This window comes from Amycolatopsis sp. NPDC051372, from assembly GCF_040682095.1.
Taxonomy (GTDB): domain Bacteria; phylum Actinomycetota; class Actinomycetes; order Mycobacteriales; family Pseudonocardiaceae; genus Amycolatopsis.
Window position 1 is genome coordinate 1 of record NZ_JBFBAF010000037.1, and the last position, 24,788, is coordinate 24,788.

General features: G+C 71.9%; 17 protein-coding genes, 2 pseudogenes and 1 riboswitch. Of the genes and pseudogenes, 4 read left to right on the plus strand and 15 right to left on the minus strand.

Annotated features, from left to right (window positions below; all coding sequences use genetic code 11):
- From AB0M56_RS40845 to AB0M56_RS40855, 3 genes and pseudogenes are all read right to left on the minus strand, one after another.
- A pseudogene (locus AB0M56_RS40845) lies at positions 1-537 on the minus strand (exopolyphosphatase); the annotation flags it as partial.
- Between the two features lie 206 nt (positions 538-743).
- Entirely contained in the window at positions 744-1,784 is a 1,041-nt protein-coding gene (locus tag AB0M56_RS40850) for an LLM class F420-dependent oxidoreductase (protein WP_364186324.1), read from the minus strand.
- A gap of 383 nt (positions 1,785-2,167) precedes the next feature.
- Complete coding sequence (locus tag AB0M56_RS40855; protein ID WP_364186326.1) at positions 2,168-3,331, minus strand: ROK family protein; 1,164 nt, start codon at positions 3,329-3,331, stop codon at positions 2,168-2,170.
- A 140-nt stretch (positions 3,332-3,471) separates the two neighbouring features.
- Here AB0M56_RS40855 and AB0M56_RS40860 point away from each other — a divergent pair, with 140 nt between their 5' ends.
- Positions 3,472-4,779 (plus strand): glycosyl hydrolase family 8, encoded by a 1,308-nt coding sequence (locus tag AB0M56_RS40860; RefSeq protein WP_364186328.1) that lies wholly within the window; start codon positions 3,472-3,474, stop codon positions 4,777-4,779.
- Positions 4,780-5,152: 373 nt separating this feature from the next.
- Here the strand turns inward: AB0M56_RS40860 and AB0M56_RS40865 are convergent, their stop codons facing one another.
- Positions 5,153-5,746, minus strand: a complete 594-nt coding sequence (locus tag AB0M56_RS40865) for a TetR/AcrR family transcriptional regulator (protein WP_364186329.1) — start codon at positions 5,744-5,746, stop codon at positions 5,153-5,155.
- 292 nt (positions 5,747-6,038) lie between these two features.
- On the opposite strand from AB0M56_RS40865, the gene AB0M56_RS40870 reads away from it, so the two are divergent.
- Positions 6,039-7,310: an MFS transporter gene (locus AB0M56_RS40870; protein ID WP_364186331.1), complete on the plus strand. Its 1,272-nt coding sequence runs from the start codon at positions 6,039-6,041 to the stop codon at positions 7,308-7,310.
- Between the two features lie 253 nt (positions 7,311-7,563).
- Here the strand turns inward: AB0M56_RS40870 and fahA are convergent, their stop codons facing one another.
- Positions 7,564-8,769, minus strand: coding sequence for a fumarylacetoacetase (gene fahA / locus AB0M56_RS40875; protein ID WP_364186332.1), 1,206 nt, complete (start codon positions 8,767-8,769; stop codon positions 7,564-7,566).
- Positions 8,766-12,095 (minus strand): DUF885 domain-containing protein, encoded by a 3,330-nt coding sequence (locus tag AB0M56_RS40880; RefSeq protein ID WP_364186334.1) that lies wholly within the window; start codon positions 12,093-12,095, stop codon positions 8,766-8,768. The genes fahA and AB0M56_RS40880 overlap by 4 nt, the downstream gene beginning before the upstream one ends.
- A 222-nt stretch (positions 12,096-12,317) precedes the next feature.
- Between AB0M56_RS40880 and AB0M56_RS40885 the strand changes: the two are divergent.
- Positions 12,318-13,342, plus strand: a pseudogene (locus tag AB0M56_RS40885) (AsnC family protein).
- Here AB0M56_RS40885 and AB0M56_RS40890 read toward each other — a convergent pair.
- From AB0M56_RS40890 to AB0M56_RS40915, 6 genes are all read right to left on the minus strand, one after another.
- A complete protein-coding gene (locus AB0M56_RS40890) occupies positions 13,339-14,268 on the minus strand; it encodes an RluA family pseudouridine synthase (RefSeq protein ID WP_364186336.1) in 930 nt (309 codons plus the stop codon). The pseudogene AB0M56_RS40885 and the gene AB0M56_RS40890 sit on opposite strands and share 4 nt — an antisense overlap.
- A complete protein-coding gene (lspA, locus tag AB0M56_RS40895; protein WP_364186424.1) occupies positions 14,265-14,846 on the minus strand; it encodes a signal peptidase II in 582 nt (193 codons plus the stop codon). Before lspA ends, AB0M56_RS40890 begins: the two co-directional genes overlap by 4 nt.
- 120 nt (positions 14,847-14,966) lie before the next feature.
- Positions 14,967-15,587 carry a hypothetical protein gene (locus AB0M56_RS40900; protein ID WP_364186338.1) on the minus strand — a complete coding sequence of 207 codons (621 nt, stop codon included), beginning with the start codon at positions 15,585-15,587 and terminating at the stop codon, positions 14,967-14,969.
- 22 nt (positions 15,588-15,609) lie between these two features.
- Positions 15,610-16,953, minus strand: coding sequence for an aminotransferase class V-fold PLP-dependent enzyme (locus tag AB0M56_RS40905; RefSeq protein WP_364186340.1), 1,344 nt, complete (start codon positions 16,951-16,953; stop codon positions 15,610-15,612).
- 40 nt (positions 16,954-16,993) lie between these two features.
- Positions 16,994-17,108, minus strand: a riboswitch (SAM riboswitch).
- A 79-nt stretch (positions 17,109-17,187) separates the two neighbouring features.
- On the minus strand, positions 17,188-18,009 hold the full coding sequence (locus AB0M56_RS40910) for a phosphoenolpyruvate hydrolase family protein (protein WP_364186341.1): 822 nt from the start codon (positions 18,007-18,009) through the stop codon (positions 17,188-17,190).
- A 1-nt stretch (position 18,010) separates the two neighbouring features.
- On the minus strand, positions 18,011-19,222 hold the full coding sequence (locus AB0M56_RS40915) for a Tm-1-like ATP-binding domain-containing protein (RefSeq protein ID WP_364186343.1): 1,212 nt from the start codon (positions 19,220-19,222) through the stop codon (positions 18,011-18,013).
- An 84-nt stretch (positions 19,223-19,306) separates the two neighbouring features.
- Between AB0M56_RS40915 and AB0M56_RS40920 the strand changes: the two genes are divergently transcribed.
- Positions 19,307-20,677 (plus strand): PLP-dependent aminotransferase family protein, encoded by a 1,371-nt coding sequence (locus AB0M56_RS40920; RefSeq protein ID WP_364186345.1) that lies wholly within the window; start codon positions 19,307-19,309, stop codon positions 20,675-20,677.
- A 27-nt stretch (positions 20,678-20,704) separates the two neighbouring features.
- Here the strand turns inward: AB0M56_RS40920 and AB0M56_RS40925 are convergent, their stop codons facing one another.
- From AB0M56_RS40925 to AB0M56_RS40935, 3 genes are all read right to left on the minus strand, one after another.
- The gene (locus AB0M56_RS40925) at positions 20,705-22,183 is read right to left on the minus strand and encodes a potassium/proton antiporter (protein ID WP_364186346.1); all 1,479 of its coding nucleotides are present in this window, start codon (positions 22,181-22,183) and stop codon (positions 20,705-20,707) included.
- Between the two features lie 96 nt (positions 22,184-22,279).
- The gene (locus AB0M56_RS40930) at positions 22,280-22,975 is read right to left on the minus strand and encodes a helix-turn-helix domain-containing protein (protein WP_364186348.1); all 696 of its coding nucleotides are present in this window, start codon (positions 22,973-22,975) and stop codon (positions 22,280-22,282) included.
- 43 nt (positions 22,976-23,018) lie between these two features.
- Positions 23,019-24,659, minus strand: coding sequence for a penicillin-binding transpeptidase domain-containing protein (locus tag AB0M56_RS40935; RefSeq protein ID WP_364186350.1), 1,641 nt, complete (start codon positions 24,657-24,659; stop codon positions 23,019-23,021).
- Positions 24,660-24,788 lie beyond the last annotated feature (129 nt).

Consider the following 24,788-nt stretch of genomic DNA (forward strand, 5'->3'; position numbering starts at 1 on the left):
CGGCTGCTCGGCCGGCAGCCAGTCACGCATGACCGAGCGGGCACCCAGCGGCAGCGAACGGGCGAACTCGGCCTGCGAACCGCCGCCGGCGGACAGCTCCACCGTGCCGCCGCCGATGTCGAGCACCAGCAGCGGGCCCGCGGACGCGCCATACCAGCGCCGCGCGCCCACGTAGGTCAGCTCGGCCTCGCGCCGGCCGGAGAGGAACTGCAGCTCCACACCGGTGTCGCGACGGACGCGGCGCACCACCTCGGTGGCGTTGGCCGCGTCCCGGATCGAAGACGTCGCCAGCGGGAACACGTCGCCTACGCCGTGATCCCTCGCCACGCCCACCCCGTCGGCCACCGCCGCGGAGATGGCAGCGATCCCACGCGGGCTCAGCCGGCAGTCGTTGTCGAGCTCACGGTCGAGGCGCAGCCGCGTCTGATGGCTCAGGGCGGGGGCCAGCGGCGTACCCCCGGGCTCGAGGACGACGAGCCGAGCGCTGAACGAACCCACGTCCAGAACTCCTGCAGCCGGCCCCGCTATTCTGCGCACAGTCAGGCCTACCTCGCTTTCGCCTTCGTGTTCCCCCGGAACACCGTTCCTACACCTGACGTGACCCATCAGAGGCAGATTTACGGTTTTCCCACCACCGCCGCTGGGCTCGAGGTGCGACTTCTTCACACCTTCCTATTACGACAGGATAAACCGAACGCCTGAGCGACTCCGGTTCGTCCCGCTCACCGGCGCGTCGGCGCAGGTCAGCCGATGATCTCCGTCAGCTTCGCCACCGCGTCGACCCGGGCCTCACGGCCGGGCTGCAGTGGACTGACCACAAGGGTGGTCACCCCCGCTTCCTCGAAAGCCGCCACCCGCTCCTTGACGTACGACGCGGGGCCCACGAGCGAGATCGCGCGCAGCAATTCCAGGGGCACGGCGGCCGCGGCCTCGTCCTTCTTGCCGTCCAGGTAGAGGTCCTGGATCTCCTTCGCCTCGGCCTCGAAGCCGTAGCGCTGGGCGAGGGTGTTGTAGAAGTTCTTGCCGCGCGCGCCCATCCCGCCGATGTAGAGCGCCAGGTGCGGCCGGATCCGGTCGAGCAGGTGCTCCACGTCGTCACCGATCGCGAGCGCCGGGCCCGCGAACACGTCCAACTCACCCAGCGCTGGGTCGCGCTTGGCCTTGCCCTCGGCCAGCGCCTCGCCCCACACGTCGTTCGCCTTCTCCGGGTGGAAGAAGATCGGCTCCCAGCCCTCGGCCAGCTCCGCGGTCAGCGCGACGTTCTTCGGCCCCAGCGCCGCCAGCAGGATCGGAATCCGCTCGCGCACCGGGTGGTTGATCAGCTTCAGCGGCTTGCCCAGCCCCGTGCCCTGCTCCGGCGGCAGCGGGATCGGGTAGTGCTTGCCCTCGTGCACCACTCGCTCGCGCCGCCACACCTGCCGGCAGATCTCCACGATCTCGCGCGTGCGGGCCAGCGGCGCGTCGTACTTCACGCCGTGGAACCCCTCGATCACCTGCGGGCCCGACGCGCCCAGCCCGAGCGTGAACCGGCCGCCGGACACGAAGTCCAGGCCCGCCGCCGTCATTGCGGTGAGGCTCGGCGTGCGCGTATAGATCTGGAAGATCCCCGACGCCAGCTGCACGCGCTCGGTCTTCGCCGCGAGGTACCCCAGCTGGCTCACCGCGTCGAAGCTGTAGGCCTCCGGGACGAAGGCGATGTCGAGCCCGACCTTCTCCAGCTCGACGATGTCCGCCACGCTGTCGGCGAACCCGCCGGAGTAGTTGATGCCCGTCCCGATCCTCATCGTGCTCCCTCGTTCCCACGGCCCGGCGCGCCAGCCTGGCTAAGCGTGCGCTAAGTGGAGGCTACCGGGGCTCTCGCGGCTGACACGGCGCCCGCGCCGACTTCATCGGCGCCGGCACGTTTCCCGCACCTCCTGCACCGACGCGCAATGGCCGGACCGTCCGCTCTCCCGGCCACCGGCGCCGCCGGCATTTCGCCGGATCGCCACCAGCGTTCCGTCGACCCCGCAGCGTCTCGGCGCGTCGCGCTCCCATCGAAAGCCGGGAAACCACAGCCGTGCGCCCGGTACGAAAGAGCCTCGGGTCCGGAAGGCACACGGGGCGAGGGTGCGTGACGAACGCGATCGGCGCCGTGGAGTCGAGCGATCGGCGTTGGTGACGGCTCTCAGCCGAGGTCGGCGAACTGGTTCGCCGTGATCACCGCGCCGAGCGCTTCGGCGCCGGTGCCGAGCGCACCCGGGAGAACCTCCGGCGTCCGGTTGGTGACCGGCGAAACGTTGCGCGCCAGCGTCTCCCTGATACCGGTGAGCAGGGGCTCGCCGGTCTGCGCGAGGGTGCCGCCGACGACGACCAGTTTCGGGTTGAGCACGGTGCAGACGGGGGCCAGCGCGATGCCGACGGCCCGGCCCGCGTCGCCGAGCAGGCGCCGGACGCCGGGATCTCCCTGGCGCGCCAGGGAGATCAGATCGGCGAAGCTGCAGGTGGGGCCGTGGCTGTGGGCGAGCGTGGCGGCGAGTGCGCGAGCCCCGACGACGGTCTCCAGGCAGCCCCGGTTGCCGCATCGGCAGATGTGCCCGTCCGGTACCACCGTGACGTGCCCGAGCTCGCCCGCGGCACCGGCGTCACCCTCGTAGAGCCGGCCCTGCAGGACGAGGCCGGCGCCGACCCCCTCGGACAGCATCACGTAGACGAAGTTGTCCGCGGACGCCGCCGCGCCGAGGCGCCATTCGGCGAGCGCGCCGAGGTCGGCGTCGTTGCCGACGTGCACCGGCAGGCCCATGCGCTTCCCGAGCCGGGCCGCGATGTCGACCTCCCCCCAATTGCTCAGCATCGGCGGCGAGCTGAGGGTCTGCGAACGCAGCAACACCGGAGCCGAGACCGCCACCCCGACGCCCAGCAGCTCCCGGTGCGGGATTTCGAGGTCCGCGACGAGGTCGAGCGCCGTGGAGGCCACATACTCGAGGGTGTCGGCCGGCTGGTGTTCGACGTCGATGTCGTGGGTGTGTTCGGCGCGCACGGTGCCGTCCACACCGGCGAGCAGGATCCGGACCCCCGCGTGGGCCAGGTGGATGCCGATCAGCGCGCCCAGCGCCGGGTTTACGGCGAGCGCCGCCGCCGGGCGCCCGCCCGCCACGCCCGCGGCGGGGACTCGCTGGGCCAGCTCGACCAGGACACCGTCCGTGATCAGGTCGGCGACGAGGCCGGAGACAGTGGCCGCCGAGAGGCCCGTCATGCGCGCGATCTCGAGACGAGTCGTCGGCCGCCCGAATCGTGCCGCGGCGAGAACTGTGCGCCGATTGCGCATTTGTCGCGTTTCCACTCCGGTCACGTTAGCAAGGTTAGCCCCATAATTGAAATAACCTCCCCCATTTCTGGCGGGGGTTGGCCATTGACTCGCTCTATCTCGGCCTCTTAAGTTGACGACGGCCCCGCAGCCACCGTGCCCGCCCTGACACGAGGAGGTGTCGTGTGCGCAAGACGATGAAACTCAGCACGCTGATTCTCGCGACCGCTGCTTTGTTGTCCTCCGTATCCGCGACCGCATTCGCCGCACCATTCCCCGCCCACAATCCACCCGGAAATCTGCACGCCGGGCCGTACCCCGACGCGTTCGCCCGCGCCGGGTACTCGAAGAGACAGGTCGATGCCAAGGTGAACGCCACCTGGCAACAGCTCTTCCACGGCAGCCCGGGCACCGACGCGAACCGCTACGACGGCCAGACGCTGTACTACCAGCTCGCGCCGGACTTGGCCTACGTCGAGGACATCGGCAACCAGGACGTGCGCACCGAAGGCATGGGTTACGCCATGATGATCGCGGTGCAACTGGGCCACAAGCAGGAGTTCGACTCGCTGTGGAACTTCGCCAAGACGAAGATGCAGATCCAGAGCGGGCCCGAGCAGTACTACTTCGCCTGGCACACCGACACCACCGGGAAGATCATCGACACCGGCGTGGCACCCGACGGGGACCAGTGGATCGCCGCGGCGCTCGACTTCGCGTCCGGCCGGTGGGGCGACGGGCGTGGGACTTACGACTACGGGCAGCAGGCGGAGCAGATCCTGCACGCGATGTGGCACGAGTCCGACCACGGCGGCGTCGACATGTTCGACCGCCAGTCCTCCCTGCCGACGTTCTCGCCGCCGTTCGCGGTCGGCTACACCGATCCCTCCTACAGCCTCACCGGGTTCTACAGGGTGTTCGCCGCGGCCGATCCGTCGGATCGCGAGCTGTGGGACAAGGCCTACACCGCGGGCGAAAAGCTGCTGCAGAAAGCGGCGAACCCGGCGACGGGCTTGGCGCCGGACTACGCCCACTTCGACGGCACGCCTTACCTGCGGCCGACCGAGACGGCCACCGACAATGCCTATGACCACAACTTCCAGGAAGACGCGTGGCGCGCCATCGCCAACGCCAACGTCGACGCTTCCTGGTACGGCGTCAAGCCGTGGGAGACGCAGTACTCCAACACGCTGGAGCGCTTCTTCCAGGGCCAGGGCGTCAGCACGTATGTCAGCCGCTACCACCTCGACGGCACACCGTTGACCTCCGGCCAGAACACCTACGAACCCGCGCACGCCGAGGGGCTCGTGGCGATGAACTCGACATCCGCGATCTCGGCCACCAATCCGGACAAGAACGCTTTTATCCGGGATTTCTGGAACACGCCGATCCCGACCGGGCGGGCCCGTTATTACGACGGAATGCTCTACCTGCTCGGGCTGCTCTACGACAGCGGCCAATTCAGGATCTGGGCACCGCACGGTAACCACTGAGCGGCATGCCGGGCAAGAAGAAGCCAGGGCGGGAGAGTCGGAATTCTCTCCCACCCTGGCTTCTTTTCTTCGAATCAAGGTCGCATCACTGCCGAGCCGCGCATTTCCCGGTTCGGCGAAGGTGGCGGACTTGCGCGGGCAGCCCGAGGCACCCGTCGCCGCTGAGGGCACGCCGGGCGGGAGGCGCGGCCGCCGACCTGCACCCTTCCAGGTCAGGCGCCCTGGTCCTGCCCTGAGAGGAAGGTCCGAGCCTCAATCGACAGGAAGCTCCCCTGTCCCGCCATCCCCGACCAGGGATGTTTCCGCAGTTCTCTCTACTAAGCGCGCGCTTGGCCCAGCGGGGCACGACCCGCGCGACCACCGCCCGCACGGATCACGGCTGCGCGGGCCGGCAGCCGACGATCCGCAGGGCGAAAGTGCCGTAGAGCGCGGCCACTTCGGCCGCGGTGTAGTGACCGTCCGGGTGGAACCAGGCCTTCGCGTTGTTGCCCATCTCCAGAATCGCGAACGAGGCGACCCGCGGTTCGGGCACGTCGAACCGGCCTTGCGCGCACCCGCGGTCGACGATGGCGAGGATCTGCGCGCCGTAGGCGTCACGTTTGTCGATGATGGCCTGGCGCAACGGTGTCTCCAGGTTGCGGATCTCGCTGTTGCAGACCGTGACCTCGGCGGGGTTCTCGAGGAAGTCCAGCACCGTCACCTCGGTGGCCCGCCGCAGCTGGTCCGCCAGGTCGGTCACCCCGTCGAGGGCGGCGGCGAGCGCGGCCAGGGCGCGGTCCATCGCCACGTCCATGATCCGGTAGAGGAGATCCTGCTTGGACGTGACGTGGTTGTAGAGGTTCGGCGCGGAGACCGCCAAGACCTGCGCGATGTCCTTCATCGAGGTGCCGCTGTAGCCCCGGCTCGCGAACAGATCGCGAGCGGCTTCGTGCACGGCCTGCGGCGAGACGGCCGTTGACTTGGTCACAGCTCCAGACTATCGTCCTTTTCCACCCATTAATGAACGTTAATTAACCGTCGATCGGCCGACTCCGGCCGATCGATCTCGCGAACGGCCGACTCAGCCACAGCCACGCGGCCGCCCTCGCTCCTGGATGCCAATGCAGTCATCGGGTTCGGACGGCGCTTCCCGCCGCCCCCAAAACGACGAGGAGAGGTACATGGCGAGTGAGCTGACGCCGGACCGGTCACCGAGCACATCGAGATCCGCGACCGCGGAGGGTGCTTCCGCGGGGCCGTCGCCCCAAGCTCGTCCACCGATGCGGCGGGTCGCCCTGTCGGTGCTGATCGGCACGACCATCGAGTGGTACGACTTCCAGCTCTACGGGATCGCCGCCGCCCTGGTCATCGCACCGCTGTACTTTCCATCCGCGGACCCGCTCGCCGGCTCGTTGCTCGCGTTCTCCACCTTCGCGATCGGGTTCGGGGCCCGGCCGATCGGCGGGATCATCCTCGGCCACTTCGGCGACCGGATCGGCCGCAAGAAGATGCTGGTCCTGTCGCTGACCATGATGGGGTTCGCGACCTTCCTCATGGGCGTGCTGCCGACGTATGCGCAAGTGGGCGTGTGGGCGCCGATCCTCATGGTGCTGTTGCGCCTGGTGCAGGGCTTCGGAGTCGGTGGCGAATGGGGCGGCGCCGTGCTCACGGCCGTGGAATACGCCTCGCCCCGCAAGCGCGGCCTCTACGGCAGCCTCCCCCAGATCGGCGTCCCGGCCGGGCTGGTGCTGTCCACGCTGGTGTTCCTGCTGGTTTCGCAGCTGCCCGAGCAGCAGTTCATGGCGTGGGGCTGGCGGATTCCGTTCCTCATCAGCATCGTGCTGGTGGCCGTGGGGCTCGTGGTGCGGTTGCAGCTGCGCGAGACGCCGGTGTTCGAGAAGGTCCGTGAACGCAACGAGGCTCAGCGCGCGCCGCTGATCACCGCGATCCGCGCGTACCCCAAGCAGATCCTGCTCGCCATCGGGTCGATGGTCAGCACCGGTGCTTACTACTACATCGTCAACGCCTACGCCCTGAGCTATGCCGCCTCGGCGAAAACCATCGACCGGGCCTCCTTGCTCACCGCCATCATGGTCTCCGGCGTGGTCGCGTGCGCGGCACTGCCGTACTTCGGCTCGATGAGCGAACGGTTCGGCAGGCGCCGCATGATCCTGATCGGCCTCGCCGCGATGGCGGCGTGGATCTACCCGACGATCCTCGCGGTCGCGAGCGGCAACTTCGCCGCCGTGATGGCGGCCTACCTCGTGGGCGCGGTCTTCTTCAGCATCAGCTACGGGCCGCAGGCCACCTTCATCGTCGAGATGTTCGACGCCCGGGTCCGGTTCAGCGCCGCGTCGACCAGTTTCCAGATCGGTGTCCTGCTGGGCGGCGCGCTCGCGCCGATCATCGCGGCTTCACTGGTGCGGGCCACCGGCTCGGTCGTCTCGGTCGCCGTCTACGTCTGTCTGGTGTCGTTGCTGTCGCTGGGCTGCGTGCTGGGCGTCAGCCGGGCGGCACTGGCCCGAGGGAGTGCCGACCTCGACTCCGTGTGATCACTCCATCCCCGATCACCTCGGAGTTTTCGGCTGCGCGGATCTGCCTGCGCGCCTCGGGGGCCGTGCCCACGCGGGTACGGCCCCTTGGGGTGTTCGCGTGCTGCCACCACGGATTGCGGCGCGAACGCGCAGGGGTTGTCGGGCACCGTCCGCAGCAGTTGCACGCCGCTCTCCTCGCACCCATGCGGCACTCCGACGGAGCTCTCACGGTGCGGCGCCGGTGGTCGCGACGGGAGCGGAACCTCCCGGCCTAGCGGGGCACGACCCGCCCGGCCACCTCCCCGAAGCCGATCCGGCTGCCGGCCGGCCCGGGCGCGGTGGCGCTGATCGAGACCTCGTCGCCGTCTTCGAGGAACGTCCGCGTCTCGCCGTCGCCCAGCGCGAACGGTTCGCGCCCGCCCCAGCTCAGCTCCAGCAGCGACCCGCGCTGCTCCTTGGCCGCGCCGGTGACGGTGCCCGACGCGTACAAGTCGCCGGTCCGCAGGCTCGCGCCGTTCACGGTCATGTGCGCGAGCTGCTGCGGCGCCGTCCAGTACTGCGTGGCGAACGGCGGGCTCGACACGAGGTGGCCGTTGATCCGGATCTCCAGCGCCAGGTCCAGCCCCCACGGCTCGGTGACCCGCAGGTACTCCAGCGGCTCCGGATCCTGCGTCGGCTGCGGCACGCGCGCGTGCTCAAGCGCGGCCAGCGGCACGATCCAGGGCGCCACCGACGTGGCGAACGACTTCCCGAGGAACGGCCCCAGCGGCTGCGACTCCCAGCCCTGGATGTCGCGCGCCGACCAGTCGTTGACCAGGCACACGCCGAACACGTGCTTCGCGAAGTCCTCGACCGGCACCCGCGTGCCCAGCGTCGACGGGGTGCCCACCACGAAGCCGACCTCGGCCTCGATGTCGAGCAGCCGCGACGGCCCGAACGACGGCTCCGTGGCCGTGCGCGGCTTGCGCTGCCCCGACGGCCGCACGACCGGCGTTCCCGACACCACGACCGTGCCGGCGCGCCCGTGGTAGCCGATCGGGAGGTGCTTCCAGTTCGGCATCAGCTCGTCGTCGGCGCCGCGGAAGATCCGCCCGGCGTTGATCGCGTGCTGCTCGCTCGAGTAGAAGTCGACGTAGTCCGCGACCTCGAACGGCAGGTGGTTCGTGATCTCCGTGCGCGGCACGAGGTGCGGGCGCACCTGGCCGGCGTAGCGCTCGGCCGTGAGCCACTCCCGCACCTGCTCGCGCACGTCGTGCCACGTCGCGGGCCCGGCCGCCAGCAGCGGGTTGAGCACGCCGCTCGTGAGCAGCTGTGCGAACGGCGCCGCCGCTTCCTCGGCCGCCGCCGACAGGTCGAGCGCGTGCTCGCCCACCGCCACGCCGACGCGGCGTTCGGGCTCGCCGCCGCGGGAGAACACGCCGTAGGGCAGGTTGTCGAGCCCGAAGTCCGTGTCCTCGGACAGGTCGAGCCAGGTCACCGCGCGCCCTCCGCCTGCCTGGCGGCGATCCACCCGGTCACGAGCGTGTCCAGTGTGGACAGTGGCAGGTTCCCGTTGCCCAGCACCACGTCGTGGAACTCGCGGATGTCGAAGTCCGCGCCCAGCGCCTCCTCGGCCGCGGCGCGCACGCGCTCGATCTCCAGGCGCCCCACCATGTAGCCGAGCGCCTGGCCCGGGTTCGCGACGTAGCGGTCGATCTCCGCCTCGATCTCGATCCGTGCCATCGGCGTGTTGGCCACGGCGTAGTCCACGGCCTGCTGCCTGGTCCAGCCCAGCGCGTGCAGGCCCGTGTCGACCACGAGGCGGGCGGCGCGCATCGAGTCCTGCGTGAGCATGCCCAGGCGTGTGACGTCGTCGGAGTACAGGCCCATCTCCTCGGCCAGCCGCTCGGAGTAGAGGCCCCAGCCCTCGATGTAGGCGTTGAACGGCACCAGCCGCCGCAGCAGCGGCAGGTCCGTGAGCTCCTGCGCGAACGAGAGCTGGAAGTGGTGCCCCGGCACGGCTTCGTGGAACGCGATCCCCTCGCTGGTGAACCGCGGCCGCGAGCTCGCCTCGTGGGTGTTGGCGTAGTATGTGCCCGGCCGCGAGCCGTCGAGCGACGCGGGCAGGTAGTAGGCGATGGTGCCGCTGGCCGCGTCGGCCTCGGGCACCGGCGCCACCACGCACTTCGCCGCGGGCACGCGTGAGAACCACTGCGGCGCAACGGCTTCCGCCCGCGTGATGGCGGCGCGCGCGCCGGCCAGCAGCTCCTCGCCGTCGCGCCAGCGCAGCTCGGGGTCGCTGCGCAGGTGCTCGAAGATCTCGGCGAGGTCCTCGGTGCCGAACACCCGCCCGCCCAGCTCGCGGTACTCCCCCGCCAGCTTCTCGGCGATCCGCAGACCCGTGTCGTGCAGGTCCTGCGCCGTGCGGTCGGTGGTGGTCTCGGCGCGGATCAGGCCCTGGTACTTCTCCTGCCCGCCCGGCAGGTGCCCGATGCCCGGCTCCGACTCGGGCTTGGCCAGCGGCGCCACCTCGTCGGCCAGGAACGCACGGTAGCGCGCATACGCCGGGTGCACGACCTCGGCCAGCAGCCGGTCGCGTTCCTCCGCGAACCCCGCGATCTCGATGGCCGGGCTGACGCGCAGCGGGTCGGCGTCCCCGGCGGCGAGGTAGCGCTCGACGTACTCGATGCCCACGCGCACGAGGAAGTCCGGCGGAGCGAACCCGTCGGCCAGGGTGGCGCGCTGGGCCTCGATCACCGCGTCGAGGTAGCCGCCGTAGCCCGCGAGCCGGCGCAGGTAGCCCCGCGCCTTCTCCTCGTCGTCCGGCACCATCGCCGAGAGAGTGGTGACGAGGTTCAGCGCGGGCGAGCTGAACCCGTCGCTCACGGCGAACCCGGGCAGTCTCGAGTCGAGCGTGTCGACGACGCCGCGGGCGCGGGCGATCACCACGTCGCGCGTCACGGCGTCCGTGGCCGAAAGGCCGGCGCGGTCGATGGCCTCCGCACGGTCGGCGAGGTCGGCGAAGCGGGCGCGGAAGCTCGCAGTCGCGGCGAGGCTCGGGTCGGGCAGCGCGCCGTGGTCGCCGGGCAAGCCGTACATCGTGCGCACGAGCGGCTCGCGTTCGAACTCGAGCTCCAACAGGTCTTCGGCCAGGCCCGCGACGGTGTCCCCGTGGCCGGCGACCCACTGCGCGACCACGGTGTCGAGCACCGACAGCGGGAGCGCGCCGCCGGAGAGCACCACATCGTGGAACGCGCGGACGTCGAACTCACCGCCCAGCCGGGTCTCGGCGGCGGCACGGATCCGCTGGATCTCCAGGCGCCCCACCAGGTACGCGAGCGCCTGGCCCGGGTAGCCGATGTAGCGGTCGACCTCGGCCTCGATCTCCAACCGGCCCATGGGCGTGTTGCCGACGAGGTAGTCCACGGCCTGCTGCCGGGTCCAGCCCAGCGCGTGCAGCCCGGTGTCGACCACGAGCCGCCCGGCGCGCATCGACTCCAGCGTGAGCATGCCGAGCAGCGAGACGTCGTCGGAGTACAGGCCCATCTCGTCGGCGAGGCGCTCGGTGTAGAGACCCCAGCCCTCCACGTAGGCGTTGAAATCGCCGAGGCGGCGCAGCAGCGGCAGGTCGGTGAGCTCGAGCGCGGTGCTCAGCTGGAAGTGGTGGCCCGGGATCGCCTCGTGGAACGCCGTGGCCTCGGCGGTGTGCCGGAACCGTTCGGTGGCCTCGTAGGTGTTGGCGAAGTAGGTGCCCGGGCGCGAGCCGTCGACGGCCGGCGGCATGAAGTACGCGGGCGGTGCGCCGGGCGCGGAGTCCTCCGGCACGGCCTCGACCGTCCACGGCTGCGGCGGGATCGTGCCGAACCACTTCGGCGACTCGGCCGCCGCGCGCGTGATGGCCGAGCGCGCGGTGTCGAGCAGCTCCTCGGCGCTCGTCCAGCGCAGCTTCGGGTCGGTGCGCAGCCGCTCGAAGATCTCCTGCAGGTCGCGCGTGCCGAACACGCGCTCGCCCAGTGCCTGGTACTGCTCGACCTGGCCCGCGATCACCTCGAGGCCGGTGTCGTGCAGCTCCTGCGGCGAACGGTCGGTGGTGGTGTGCATGCGCGCGAGGCGCGCGTAGATCTCGTCCCCGCCGGGCAGCCACGACACGCCCACGCGGTCGTCGGGCCGGCCGTGGGCGAGCACCTCGGCTTCGAGGAAGTCGCGGTATTCCTTGAACGCCGGGCGCACGACGTCGCGCAGCAGCTCCTCACGCCGGCTCGCGAACCCCGCGTCCGGCGCCGGCTGGCGCAGCAGCGGGTCGCCCGCCGGCTCGGCGAGGTAGCGGTCGACATGGGCGATCGCGCCCTTCACCAGCCGTTCGACCGGCACCAGCCCGGCCTCGATGCCCTCGCGGTGCCGCAGCGCGACCGCGCGCAGGAAGGCCGGGATCCCGGCCAGCCGGTCGAGGTGGACGGCGGCTTTGTCCCCCGGCAGCACGGGCACCATCGGCAGCGCCGAGAGCAGGCCCGCCGCGGGTCCGACGAACAGGTCGGTCACGGTGAACTCGCCGAAGTGGCTGTCGATGAGGTCGAGCTTGCCCTCGATCGAGTTGATCACCACCTCGCGCGTGACGCGGTCCGTCGCGTCGAGCTCGCCGGCCTCGATCGCCCGCGCGCGCTCCAGCAGCCCGGCGAGCCGCTCGCGGTATGCGGCTTCGGCGGCAGCGCTCGGGTCGCCGAGCCCCGGCGCGTCGGGCTTGATGCCCAGGATCGCGGCGGAGAGCGGTTCGAAGCCGAACATCTCGTCGACGAGCTCGTCGGCGAGATCGGTGACGACGGTCATGGGTGCGGACTCCCGGGGTTCGGTGGTGCCGTGCGATTCCGACCCTAATGGAGACCCAGGCCCCGGGGTGGCGTTCCGGCACGAGCGTCCCGTTCACCCATGGTGAACGGCGGATCCGTGCCGTTCCGGATACCCGGAGCCACCGAAACCGGGCTGGGGCCACCGGACCGGGCGACGCGGCCCGGCCTCGCCCGGAGCGGCCCGGAAGGTAGCGTTCCCCGAGTGGCCGTGACCGATCCCGCCGATGTCCGCCTGCTCGCCGCCCTCGCCGAGGTGGGCAAAACGGCCGTGCACGACCTCGCCGCGAAGGTGGGCATGGACCCGCGTGAGGTCGCCTACCGCCTGGTTGCCTTGTCCGGTAGCGGGTTGCCGCTGCTCGTGGGCGTGGAGAGCGACCCGGCCGGGCTGCGCGCGGCGATCGCGGGGGCGCCGCCGTCGTGGCAGCAGGCCCCGCCGCCCTCGGGGGCGATGCCCGTCGCCGCGCCCGGCGGACGGCCCGGCCCGGGCATGCCGGACGGAGCGGGTCCCGGGATGCCGACGGGACAAGGACTTCCGGCCGCGGCCCCACCGAGCGCCCCCGTTCCGCGTCCCGGGAACGGACCCGGAACGCCGGGTGCGCCGTCCGTCCACGGTGGACCGTCGAGACCCGTGCACGGCGTGCCGTCCGGCCCGTACGGAGTCCCTTCGGGTTCCTATGGCGTGCCGTCCGGCGCGTACGCGGCTGCACCGCCCCCGCTCGACCCCGCGTTGAGCACGTGGGGGGTGCCGCAGACGGCGTCTTGGGCGCGCGGCGACGAACCGCGCCGCGCAGGGCCCGCCGAGGGCAAACGCGGCCGGATCGGCGAGACGCTCGCGACGCAGGGGCTCGAAGGCGAGCAGCTCACCGTGCAGCTGCTGGAAGTGCAGGACCCTGCCGACTACCTGTTCGGCGCCGCCGGCTACCGGCTCGACGCGGGCGAGCGGGCGGTGGTCGTGCACACCGAGATCACCAACCGCGGCAACGTGCCGTTCGCGTCGCTGCCGGACAACTATCTGGAGCTCGTCACGGCCGACGGCACGACGGTCGCCAAGGCGCCCGTGTCGCTGACCTCCCGGCCGCCGCACAAGATCGGCGTGCGGCCCGGCGAGACGCTCGGCGGCCACACCGTCTACGTCATCCCGGACACGACGCGCGTGGTCTCGGTCCGTTGGAGCCCCCCCGCCCTGAGCCGGACGACCGCACGCTGACCTGGGCCGTCGAGGGCTAGTAGCTCTCCTCGCGCAGGATCTCCAGCGCGCGGGCGAGGTCGTCGGGGTACTCGGCCTCGAACTCGACCCAGCGGCCGTCGGCCGGGTGCGCGAAGCCGAGGGTTCGGGCGTGCAGCCACTGCCGCGTGAGGCCGAGGTGGCGCGCCAGCACCGGGTCGGCGCCGTAGGTCAGGTCGCCCGCGCACGGGTGGCGCAGCGCGGAGAAGTGCACGCGGATCTGGTGCGTGCGGCCCGTCTCGAGCTTCACGTGGGCCAGCGACGCGGCTCGGAACGCCTCCACCACCTCGTAGTGCGTCACGCTCGGGCGTCCGCCCGCGACCACGGCGAACTTGTAGTCGTGGCGCGGGTGGCGGTCGATCGGCGCGTCGATGGTGCCGCGCGTCGGGTCCGGGTGGCCCTGGACCACGGCGTGGTAGCCCTTGTCGACGGTGCGCTCCTTGAACGCGCGCTTGAGCACCGTGTACGCGTGCTCGCTCTTGGCCACCACCATCACGCCGGTGGTGCCCGCGTCGAGCCGGTGCACCACACCCTGGCGTTCGGCGGCGCCCGAGGTCGAGATTCGCAGGCCCGCGGCGGCCAGGCCGCCGACGACCGTCGGCCCGGTCCAGCCGGGGCTCGGGTGCACGGCGACGCCCACCGGCTTGGAGATCACGATGATGTCGTCGTCGTCGTGGAGGATCTTCATGCCCTCCACGGGCTCGGCGACGACCTGGATCGGGGACTCCGGCTCCGGCAGCGTCACTTCGAGCAGGCCGCCGGCGGTCAGGCGGTCGGACTTGCCGGCGGGCCGGCCGTCCACCAGTACGTCCCCGGCTTCGGCGAGCTCCGCCACCACCGTGCGGGACAGGCCCAGTAGCTTGGCGAGGCCGGCGTCGACGCGCATGCCGTCGAGCCCGTCGGGGACGGGCAGCAGGCGCGCGGTCACGCGGTCTCCTTCTTGCTGTTCTTGTCGCGGGTCGAGGTGCCGTCGTAGTCCTTGCCCAGCAGCGACAGCAGCACGATGAGCACGCCGCCGCAGCAGATCGCGGAGTCGGCGATGTTGAAGATCGCGAAGCCCTCGCCGTTGGGGGCGAAGGCCGAGATGAAGTCGATGACGTGGCCGCGCAGCGGGCCGGGGGCCCGGAAGATGCGGTCGGTGAGGTTGCCGAGCGCGCCCGCGAGCACCAGGCCGAGGCCGATGGCCCAGCCGACGCTGCGCAGCCGCCGCGAGAGCCAGATGATGGCGACGGCCACGGCCGCCGCGACCAGCGCGAGCACCCACGTCATGCCCGTGGCCATCGAGAACGCGGCACCGGGGTTACGGATCACCTGCAGGTAGATGAGCCCGCCGAGGACGCGCACCGGCTCCTTGCCCTCGAGGTTGGCCGCCACGAGGTTCTTCGACACCAGGTCGATCACCCAGATCAGGGCCGCGACCGCGAACACCAGCCCGACCCGGCGCTTGGGCAGCACCACGGGCGCTTCGGGCTCCTCCGAGACCGCTGAGGCCGCGTCACCGCTCACCGCCGGTTCGACGGCGGGCGCGCCTTCGGGCCGGCCGGGTTCGGGCGAACCGGGCTCGGACAGATCGTGTTCGGACGAGGAGGGCTCGGTGCTCACGCCCCCATTGTCCACGCCCCGGCCTCACCCGTTCGCGGCGGCAGGCCGCGAACGCCCCTTCACGGGTCCGGCGACCACCAGAAACGCCGCCGCGAGCAGCACCACTGCCGACGAAACCACCCCCGCGACCCCCGGTAGCAGCACCGCCACCGCCACGAAGCCCACTGTGACCGCGAGGACCAGGAGACTGCGCTCGTACCCCGCCAGCACCACCAGCCCCACGGCGGCCAGCGCCGGGCCGCGGGCGTCGGCGTCGAGGTCGAATTGGGCGTAGGCGGCGAGGTCGAGCACGGGCACCGCCAGCACACCGCCGGCGAGGACCAGGGCGATCCGGCCGGGTTTCGGCCTGGTCCCGGCTCGCGCATAGCCGAAGAGCACGATCGCCACGACCAGCGCGAGTGCGATCGGCCAGCCCAGCGCCGACGTGGAGGCCGGCGCGGGCAGCGAATCCTGGCTCAGGAACTGCTCACCGCCGATGGCCGTGCCGAAGTAGTCCACGTGCACGCGGTCCATCGGCACCGCGGACAGGTTCACGAACTCGCCCACGGCAGAACCGGCACCGGCCGCGAGCCGCACCGCGGCCAGGATCAGCTCGGCGAAGCCCAGCAGTGCGAGCGGAACCCAGAAACCCCAAGATCTCCCCACGCGCCGAGGGTAGCGAGCGGGCTCAGGCGCAGAACGGCGGCAGCTCCCGCGGGTCCCCCACCGGGGCCCAGCGGCCGTCGACCTTCGTGTACTCCCAGCGGGCGCCGCGGGCGACGATCTGGCGCAGCGCCAACACGAGGCGGTCCACGTGCTCCTCGGTGCTGCCCAGGCCGAGGCTCACGCGCACGGCCTGCTGCCCGTCGCGGCCGCATTCGCCGATGAGGCGTTTGGTGGCGACGTGGGCGCAGAACGCGCCGTCGCGTACGCCGATGCCGTACTCGGCCGAAAGGACCGCGGCGAGCCAGCCGGGTTCGAAGCCGTCGACGATGAAGCTCACCGTGCCCACGCGGTCCACCGGCGCGTCGAACAGGCGCAGCTCGGCGCAGCCGGGCACGCCGGACAGGCCCTTGCGCAGCCGCTCCAGCAGCGTGGCCTCGTGCTCGCCCACGGCGGCCCAGCGCGCGGACAGCTGCTCGCACGCGACGCCGAGCGCGTAGACGCCGACGGTGTTCGGCGAACCGGCCTCGTGCCGCTCGGCACCGGTGTTCCACACCACGGCGTCCTCGGTCACGAGCTTCGTCGCTCCCCCGCCGGCGAGGTACGGCTCGGCGGCGCGCAGCCAGTCGGACCGGCCGATGAGCGCGCCGGCGCCGAAGGGCGCGTAGACCTTGTGCCCCGAAAGCGCGACGTAGTCGACGTCCAGCTCCCGCAGGGAAATCCGGCGGTGCGGCGCGAGCTGTGCGGCGTCCAGCGCCACCCGGGCGCCGTGCTTCCGTGCCACGGCGGCGATCTCGGCCACCGGCAGCAGCTCGCCGGTCACGTTGGACGCTCCGGTGACCACCACGAGCCGCGGTCCCTCCGGACAGGCGGCCAGCGCTTCGTCCACAACGGACACCGCGGCCAGGCGCGTGCGCGGCAGCTGCACGCGGCGCACATTCGGGCCGCGCCAAGGCAGCAGGGCCGCGTGGTGCTCGGTGTCGAACACGACCACGGACGTGCGCCGCGGCAGCGAACGCGCCAGCAGGTTGAAGGAATCCGTGGTGTTGCGGGTGAACACGACGGTGTCGGTGGCACGCGCGTCGACGAACCGGCGCAGGATGTCGCGCGTGCGCTCGTAAAGGCGCGTGGACACCTGCGAAGCGAAGCCCGCGCCGCGGTGCACGCTCGCGTACCAGGGCAGGAACTCGTCGACGGCGGAGCGGACCGCGTCGAGACACGGCGCGCTCGCGGCGTGGTCGAGGTTCGCGTAGCCGATCTCGCCGCCGGTCACCAGCGGCACCCGCAGCGCCGCCCCCGCGACGCCGGGAATCCCCTGTGCGGCAACGGTTTCGGTGTTTTCAGCGGTGCGGTCCAGAGCGAGAGTCATGGCGGTGCCTCCTCGGCAGTCCGGGGGACCCCCGGCGAGGGGCCCGCGCTTGCCCGTCGCACAACACGACCGGCCCGGTCTTCACCCGGGGCACCCCACCGCGGTAGGAGGGTTGCCGGCCAGCAAGCCGGGGCTGAACGCTGGCACTCATGACCTGTTGATGAAGGTAACTGATTCCGGCCGTGCGAAGAAAGCCCCGTCCCGTGATCTGAGATGGCGCTCACACGCCGGCGATCACCGCCGCAGGGCGCGGAAAGCTTCCGTCTGCTCACGGATCGCGCGCTCGGCCGGGAGCCGTTCGATCGAGGAAGCGCCGAAGAAACCCACAATTCCCTCGGTGTGGTCGAGCATGTACTGCGCGTCGGCGGGCTCGGCGATCGGGCCGCCGTGACACAGCACGAGCACGTCCGGGTTCACCCGCTTGGCGGCGTCGTGCATCGCCTGCACACGGGTCACGGCCTCGTCGAGCGTGACGGCAGTGCGCGCGCCGATCGTGCCGCTCGTGGTGAGCCCGAGGTGCGGCACGAGCACGTCGGCGCCCGCGCGGGTCATGTCGGCGGCTTGCTCGGGGTCGAACACGTACGGCGCGGAGAGCAGGTCGCGTTCGCGGGCCAGCGCGACGAGGTCGACCTCCAGGCCGTAGCCCATGCCGGTCTCCTCCAGGTTCTGGCGGAACACGCCGTCGATCAGCCCGACCGTCGGGAAGTTCTGCACGCCGGCGAACCCCGTCCGCTTGAGCTCGTCGAGAAACGGGCCCATCAGCCGGAACGGGTCGGTGCCGTTGACACCGGCCAGTACCGGCGTGTCGCGCACGACCGGGAGCACCTCGCGCGCCATGTCCACGACGATGCCGTTGGCGTCGCCGTAGGCCAGCAGTCCGGCGAGCGACCCGCGCCCGGCCATGCGGTAGCGGCCGGAGTTGTAGATGATCAGCAGGTCGATGCCGCCGGCCTCGGCGGCCTTGGCGGACAGGCCGGTGCCCGCGCCGCCGCCGATCACGGGCCTGCCTTCGGCGACCGCCGCGGTGAGCCGGGTCAGCGCTGTTTCGCGGTCCACGTCAGGACTTCCCTTCGCCGATGAGCCGGTGCAGTTCGCTCGCGGCGGCGGCGCCGAACCCGGCGTCGTTGATGGCTTCTTCGCGCCGGGTCACGGTCACCGCGCTGCCGGACAACGCTTCGGTGAGGTGGGCGAACAGCTCGGCGTCGGCCGCAGGGTCGTGGAACGGGCCGTCCGGAACGTCCACAGCGGACACTCCGCCGAGCGGCAGGAACACCGAGACCGGCCCTTGTGCCGCCCGGAGTTTGCGCCCGAGCAGCGTGCCCAGCTCCGCGGATTCCTCCGGTGTGGTCCGCATGAGCGTGACAGTCGGGTTGTGCACCAGCAGGTGCCGGCCCGCGAACCGCTCCGGTACGGTGTCGGCCGGGCCGAAGTTGACCATGTCGAGCGCGCCGACGCTGACCACCTGCGCCACGCCCGCTCGCCCCGCAGCCTCCAGCCGGTGCGGGCCCGCCGACAGCACCCCGCCGACGAGCTCGTCGGCCAGCTCCGTGGTGGTCAGATCGAGGACACCGGCCAGCAGGCCGTCGGACACCAGCTTCTCCATCGCCCGGCCGCCGGATCCGGTCGCGTGGAACACGAGCACCTCGTAGCCGAGCCGTTCCAGCTCGGCGCGGGCCTCGTCGGCAGCGGGGGTGGTGACGCCGAACATCGTCACCGCGACCACCCGCCGCTCGCTGGTCTCCCGGCCGGTCTCGTGGTGGCGGGCCATGGCGGCGATCGCGGCCGCCGCGTTGCCCAGCACGGTCTTCGACACCGTGTTGAGGCCCGCGATGTCGACCACGGAGTACATCAGCGTCACGTCGGTCTCGCCCACGTACGGGCGCACGTCGCCGGACGCCATGGTGGAGACCAGCAGTTTCGGCACCCCCACCGGCAGCTCGCGCATCACGGCCGCCGCGATCGACGAGCCGCCCGAGCCACCGACCGCCAGGACGGCGTCGACGCGGCCTTCGTCGAACAGCCGTCGCACGGCCACCGCCGCACCGCGCGCCATCGTCTCCACGGCGCGTCCGCGGTCTCCCCGCAGTGACGCGAGGTCGACGCCGGCGGCGCGGGCCACCTCCTCGGCGGGCACGTCGGCGCCGTCGGACGCCGACGAACCGGCGTCGACCAGCAGGGTGTGCACCCCGTCGATTTCGAGGCGGGTGCGCAGCCAGTCGTATTCGGCGTGTTTCGTGTCGAGGGTGCCGACGAGGCAGACCGTGGCCATGCCCGCCATCGTCGCCCCCCGCGGGCGCCGCCGCTGGGCCAGTTGGCCGGAAGTGGTCCAAACTGGCTGGTGAAGGAGGTGCCCATGCACCGGGTCGAGACCGCCGAACTGGCTCGGCTACTCGGCGCGTGGCGCGGCGGCGGCCCCACGCTCCCGGCCGCGCTCGCCACCACGCTGGCCGAGCTGGTCGACTCCGCCGTGCTGCCCGAAGCCGCCGTCCTGCCGGCACAGCGGCCGCTCGCGCGAGCACTCGGCATTTCCCGGGGCACGGTGACCTCGGCGTACGACCGGCTGGCAGCCGACGGGCTCCTCACGGCCGAAGCCGGCTCCGGCTCCCGGGTGCGGCGGCGCCAGCCCGGCGGCCCGGGCGTGCCGGGTGGCCGGCTCGTCTCGTTCACCGGTGCGGCGGCGCCGGCGGACCTGTCGAGCGGCGCCCTGCCCGGCTCGGCCCTGACCGCGGACGCGCTCGCCGCGCTCGGCCCCGCCGATCTGGTGCCCTATCTCGACACTGACGGCTACTTCCCCGCCGGCGTCCCGCGGCTGCGGGCCACGATCGCCCGGCTGCTCACCGACGACGGCGTGCCCACCGCCCCGGAGCAGGTCGTGGTAACCGCCGGCGCCCAGCAGGCCGTGTGGCTCGTGGCCAACACGCTGGTCGCGGCGGGTGATCTGGTCCTGGTGGAGGAACCGAGCTACCGCGGCGCGCTCGAAGCGTTCGCCGGCGCCGGGACCCGGCTGCGGGGCATCCGCTGGAGCGCGGGCGGGATCGACCGCGACCACCTGCGCGCCGCGCTGCGCCGCTCCCCCGCGCTGCTGTACTGCCAGCCGTCCGTACACAACCCGACCGGCGAGCGCATGCCCGCGGCCGCGCGGCGTGAGCTCGGCGAGCTCGTCACGGCCGCCGGTCTGCGCACCGTGGAGGACCGCAGCAGCGCCGACCTGGTGTTCCGCGGCACGGCGCCAGGGCTGGCCGCACACGTGCCACCGGAGCTGCTGGTGAGCATCGGCACCGCGTCGAAGCTGTTCTGGGGCGGCGTGCGGATCGGGTGGATCCGCGCGGACGCGCCGACGGTCGCCCGGCTGGTCGAGGCCCGCAAGGCGATCGACCTGGGCTGCTCGGTCGTCGACCAGCTGCTCGCCGTCGGGTTGCTCCGGCGGGCCGCCGAAGCCCGGGAAGCCCGGCGCACGCTGCTCACCGCGCGCCTGGAGTCCACTGTGGACGTGCTCGGCCGGCTGTTCCCCCACTGGCGCTGGACGCGGCCGGCCGGCGGCACCGGGCTGTGGACCGACACCGGCGAAGACGCCGTGCGCCTGGCCCAGCGGGCGCTCGCCACGGGGGTGAAACTGGCGCCGGGGCCCGCGTTTTCGGTCTACGACGGGTTCCGGACGCATCTGCGGCTGCCGCTGTGGCACGCGCCGGAGGAGCTGGAGCCCGTGCTCGCGTCCCTGCGGTAACTCCCGCTTCGAGGACGCCAGCTCGACTCAGCGGCCCAGCTCACCGCGCCAACGCGCGAGCCGCCCGGCCCGGTCGACGGCGCGGATCCGGCGCTCGGTCGCGTCACGGACCGCCGCCGTGGTGACCACCAGCAGCTGGTCGTCCTCCTGCAGGCGGCTGGTCTTCTGCGGCGTGAACCCGGAGCCGTGGCGGACCACGAGGCTCACGGTGGCGCCGGCGGGCAGCCCGAGCTCGGAGATGTATACGCCGTGCAGCTTCGAGCCCTTCTGGATGCGCACCTGCAGCAACTCCGCGCCGAGCTCGTCGAGCGGCGCGGCGTCGACCTCGATCTCCTGGGCCTCGGCCCTCTTCGTGAGCCCGAGCCGGCGCGCGAACGGCCCGAGTGTGACCCCCTGCAGCAGCGTGACCACGATGACCAGCACGAACACGGCGTCGACCAGCCGTTGTGCACCCGGCACGCCCTGCGAAAGCGGGATCATCGCGAGCACGATCGGCACGGCTCCGCGCAGGCCCGCCCACGACAGGAACGCCTGCTCCCGCCACGGCAGCCGGAACGGCAGCAGCGAGATCACCACCGACAGGGGCCGCGCGAGCAGCAGCACCACCGCGCCCGCGACGAGGCCGGGCACGAGCGTCTCCAGCAGCCGGCTCGGCGACGCGAAGAGCCCGAGCAGCACGAACAGGCCGATCTGCGCGAGCCAGCCGAGGCCTTCGGCGAACGAGAGCGTGTCGGAGCGGTGCGGCAGCCTGGAGTTGCCCAGCACCAGCGCCGCGACGTACGTGGCGAGCAGCCCGGACGCGTGCGCCAGTTGGCCGGAGGAGTACGCGAGGATGCACACGGCCACCGTCGCCAGCGGGTACAGGCCGGTGGCCGGCAGTGCGGCCCGGCGCAGCGCCATCGCGCCCAGCCAGCCGAACAGCAAGCCGATCACGAGCCCGGCGGCGAGCTCGTAAACGACCAACAGCGGCAGGGTCCAGTCCACGGCGGCCCCCGACGCGAGCACGATCACCGCGATGTACGCCGGCGCGTCGTTGATGCCGGACTCCAACTCCAGCGCGCCGACGAGCTTCGGGCGCACCCCCACCGAACGCAACACCGAGAACACCGCCGCCGCGTCGGTCGAGGCGAGCACCGCACCCCACAGCAGCGCGAGCCGCCAGTCGAGCCCGAGCAGCCAGTGCAGCGCGGCGCCGGTCGCCGCGATGGTCACGATCACGGCCACTGTGGACAGCAGGATACCCAGCCCCAGTGCGGGTTTCACGGCCTGCCACCGCGTGGTGAGCCCGCCTTCGGTGAGGATCATGACGAGCGCGGCGAGCCCGAGCGACTGCGTCAGGCCGGGGTTGTCGAATTGGATGCCGATGCCCGACTCGCCCAGCGCCACGCCGATGCCGAGGTACAGCAGCAGCGACGGCAGGCCCAGCCGGATCGACACGCGCACGGCGACCACCGACGCGAGCAGCACCACTCCGCCGACGCCGAGCAGCAGGGGAAGCTGATCCATCTCCGCCCCCTCCCGGTCGCCGTGGGCTTCCAGAATAGAGAGACGGGGGCGTTCACTCGTTCGTGCACCACTGGACAACTCGGGCAAAGTGGTGTGTTAGGACACTCGATCGCCACCCAGTGTCGCCAGATCGACACCGAGCGCCGCGAACGGCTTCTCCCCGGCCGGCCTCAACCGCACCGCGCGTTGCCGGTCCCGGGTCACCCACCCCGCGTCGACGGCCCGCGCCAGGATCGCCGCGGGCACGGCACCGGCGAGGTGGTCGCGCCGCTCCGTCCAATCCAGACAGTCACGCAGCAAGGGGCGCCGGCCGCGCTCCGGCACGGCGACACCGAGTTGGCCGAGCACCTCGCGCCCGGCCGCGGTCAGCGTCAGTCCGTCCCCCGTGTCGACGATCCCCTTCGCGATCAAGCCCTCGCGCAGCGCCACACCGACGGTGCCCGCGAGATGGTCGTAGCAGCTGCGCGCGAAACTCAGCCGCTGCGTACGCAGGGACGCCTTCAGCCCCACCGGTTCGCGGTGCTCGGCGTGCTGCGCCAGGTGCTCGATCAGCTCGGCCACGCGCGGGTCGGCGATGCGGACGTACGCGTGCCGGCCCTGCTTCACCCGGGCGACGAACCCGGCGTCGTGCAGCCGGGTCACGTGCTCGCTCGCGGTCGACACCGCGATCCGTGCCGCCGCGGCCAGCTCGCCGATCGTCCAGGCGCGCCCGTCCAGCAGGGCGAGGCACATCGTCGCCCGGCTCGGGTCGGCGAGCACCGCGGCCACCTCGGCCAGCGCGACGGTCTCCATGCCCTCACCGTAGGAGCCCGACGCTTCGGCCGCCGCCGAAGCGCTACTTCACGCCGGCGAGGAACTTCGCGCCGAGCGTGACGGCGGGGCCGGAGTCGTTGCCGCCCTCCAGGAACACGCAGAACGCGACGTCTCCGCGGTAGCCCACGAACCAGCCGTGCGCTTCGGCGCCGTCACCGAACTGCGCGGTGCCGGTCTTGCCGTAGACGGTGCCCGAGCGCGCCAGTCCGGTCGCGGTACCGCCCGTGACGACCTCGCGCATCATCGCGCGCACCGAGGCCAGCACGCTCGCCGACGGCGCCCGGTAGCCCTCGTTCACGGTCGTGGCCGACGAGGCGTCCAGCCACAGCTTCGGCGTCACCGCCTTACCCGCGGCCACCGTCGCGGCCATCACCGCCTCGCCGAACGGGCTCACCTGCACGGTGCCTTGGCCGATACCGTCCTCCACCTGCTCGTCGGCGCTGCCGGCGGCACCGACCTTGCCCATCTCGGTGGTGAGGCCGGGGATGTCGAAGTCGGCGTTGAGGCCGTACTGGCTCGCGGCCTTGGCGAGCGCGTCCGGCGGCAGCTGCGAGGCGAGCTGACCGAACGAGGTGTTGCACGAATGCGCGAACGCGCGGTGCACGGTGGTGGTGCCGAGGTCGAAGCCCTCGTTGGAGATCGTGCGGGTGCCGATCCGCGCGGTGAGCGGGCACGGCACCTGCGAGTCCTTCGTGACAACGCCGGCCTCCAGGGCCGCCGTCGCGGTCGCGATCTTGAACGTCGAACCCGGCGCGTACAGGCCGTTCAGCGCCGAGGGACTCGTACCCGCGGCGGCGTTCTGCGCCACCGCCAGCACCCCGCCGTTGGACGGCTGGATCGCCACGATCACGGCCTTGCCGCGGTAGGAGTCGACGGCCGACTGGGCCGCGTTCTGCACGGAGACGCTCACCGTGGACTTCACCGCCTGCTGCCCGCTCTCGGTCTTGCCGAAGAGCGTTTCCAGCGCCTTGCCCGAGGTGTCGACCCGCTGGACCGCGAAGGTGTCCGACGGCGCCGACGTGCCCTGTCCGGTCAGCGCCTGCGTCAGCAACGGGAACTTCGCGGCAGGATCGAGGTGCGTGCCACCCGGCCCGCTGATGACCACCGGCTTGCCGTCGCGGTCCACCACCACGGCCTCGTCGGCCGCCGCGGCCGCGATCACGAGCCGCTGGCCGGCCTGCAGCTTCGGGTGCAGCGTGGCGGGCGTCCAGTGCACCCGCCAGCTGTCGCCGGACTTCACCACGTCGAAGCTGCCGCTGTAGGACCAGACGTGGCCGGGGCCGAGGTTCCAGGTGAGCGTGTAGCTCGCGGCCGTCTTCGTCGCAGTCGCGGCGGCAGGCTCGACCTTGTCGATCTTGGCCTGCACGTCCTGCGGCTTGAGCGTGTACCAGGCGTCGCGCAGCGCGGCGGCCGCGTCGTGCGGGTTGTCGGTGAGCAGGCTGGCCTCGTCGGTCTGGTTGCCCGCGAAGTCGTTCAGGTAGAGCTGCGCCGCCGACGTCGGGTCCGGGGCGACCGGTCCCGCCGCGACCGAGCTCTCGGTCGGCTCGGCCGCTGCCTCGGGCGCCGGCGAACCGCCGGTCAGCAGCACCACCGCCGCGACGACGATCGCCACCATCGCGACCGCGCCACCGATCAGGACAGCTCTCTTACCGGCTGGACTCACTTGCGACTCTCCCCCAGGCCCGTGCGACGTGCGCGCACTCGGCCCAGCTTGCCCATCGCTGACGGACAAGAGGCGTTACAGGTGAGAAAGCGGCCTTCCCGACGCCGATTCGTGATCAACGCCGGGAAG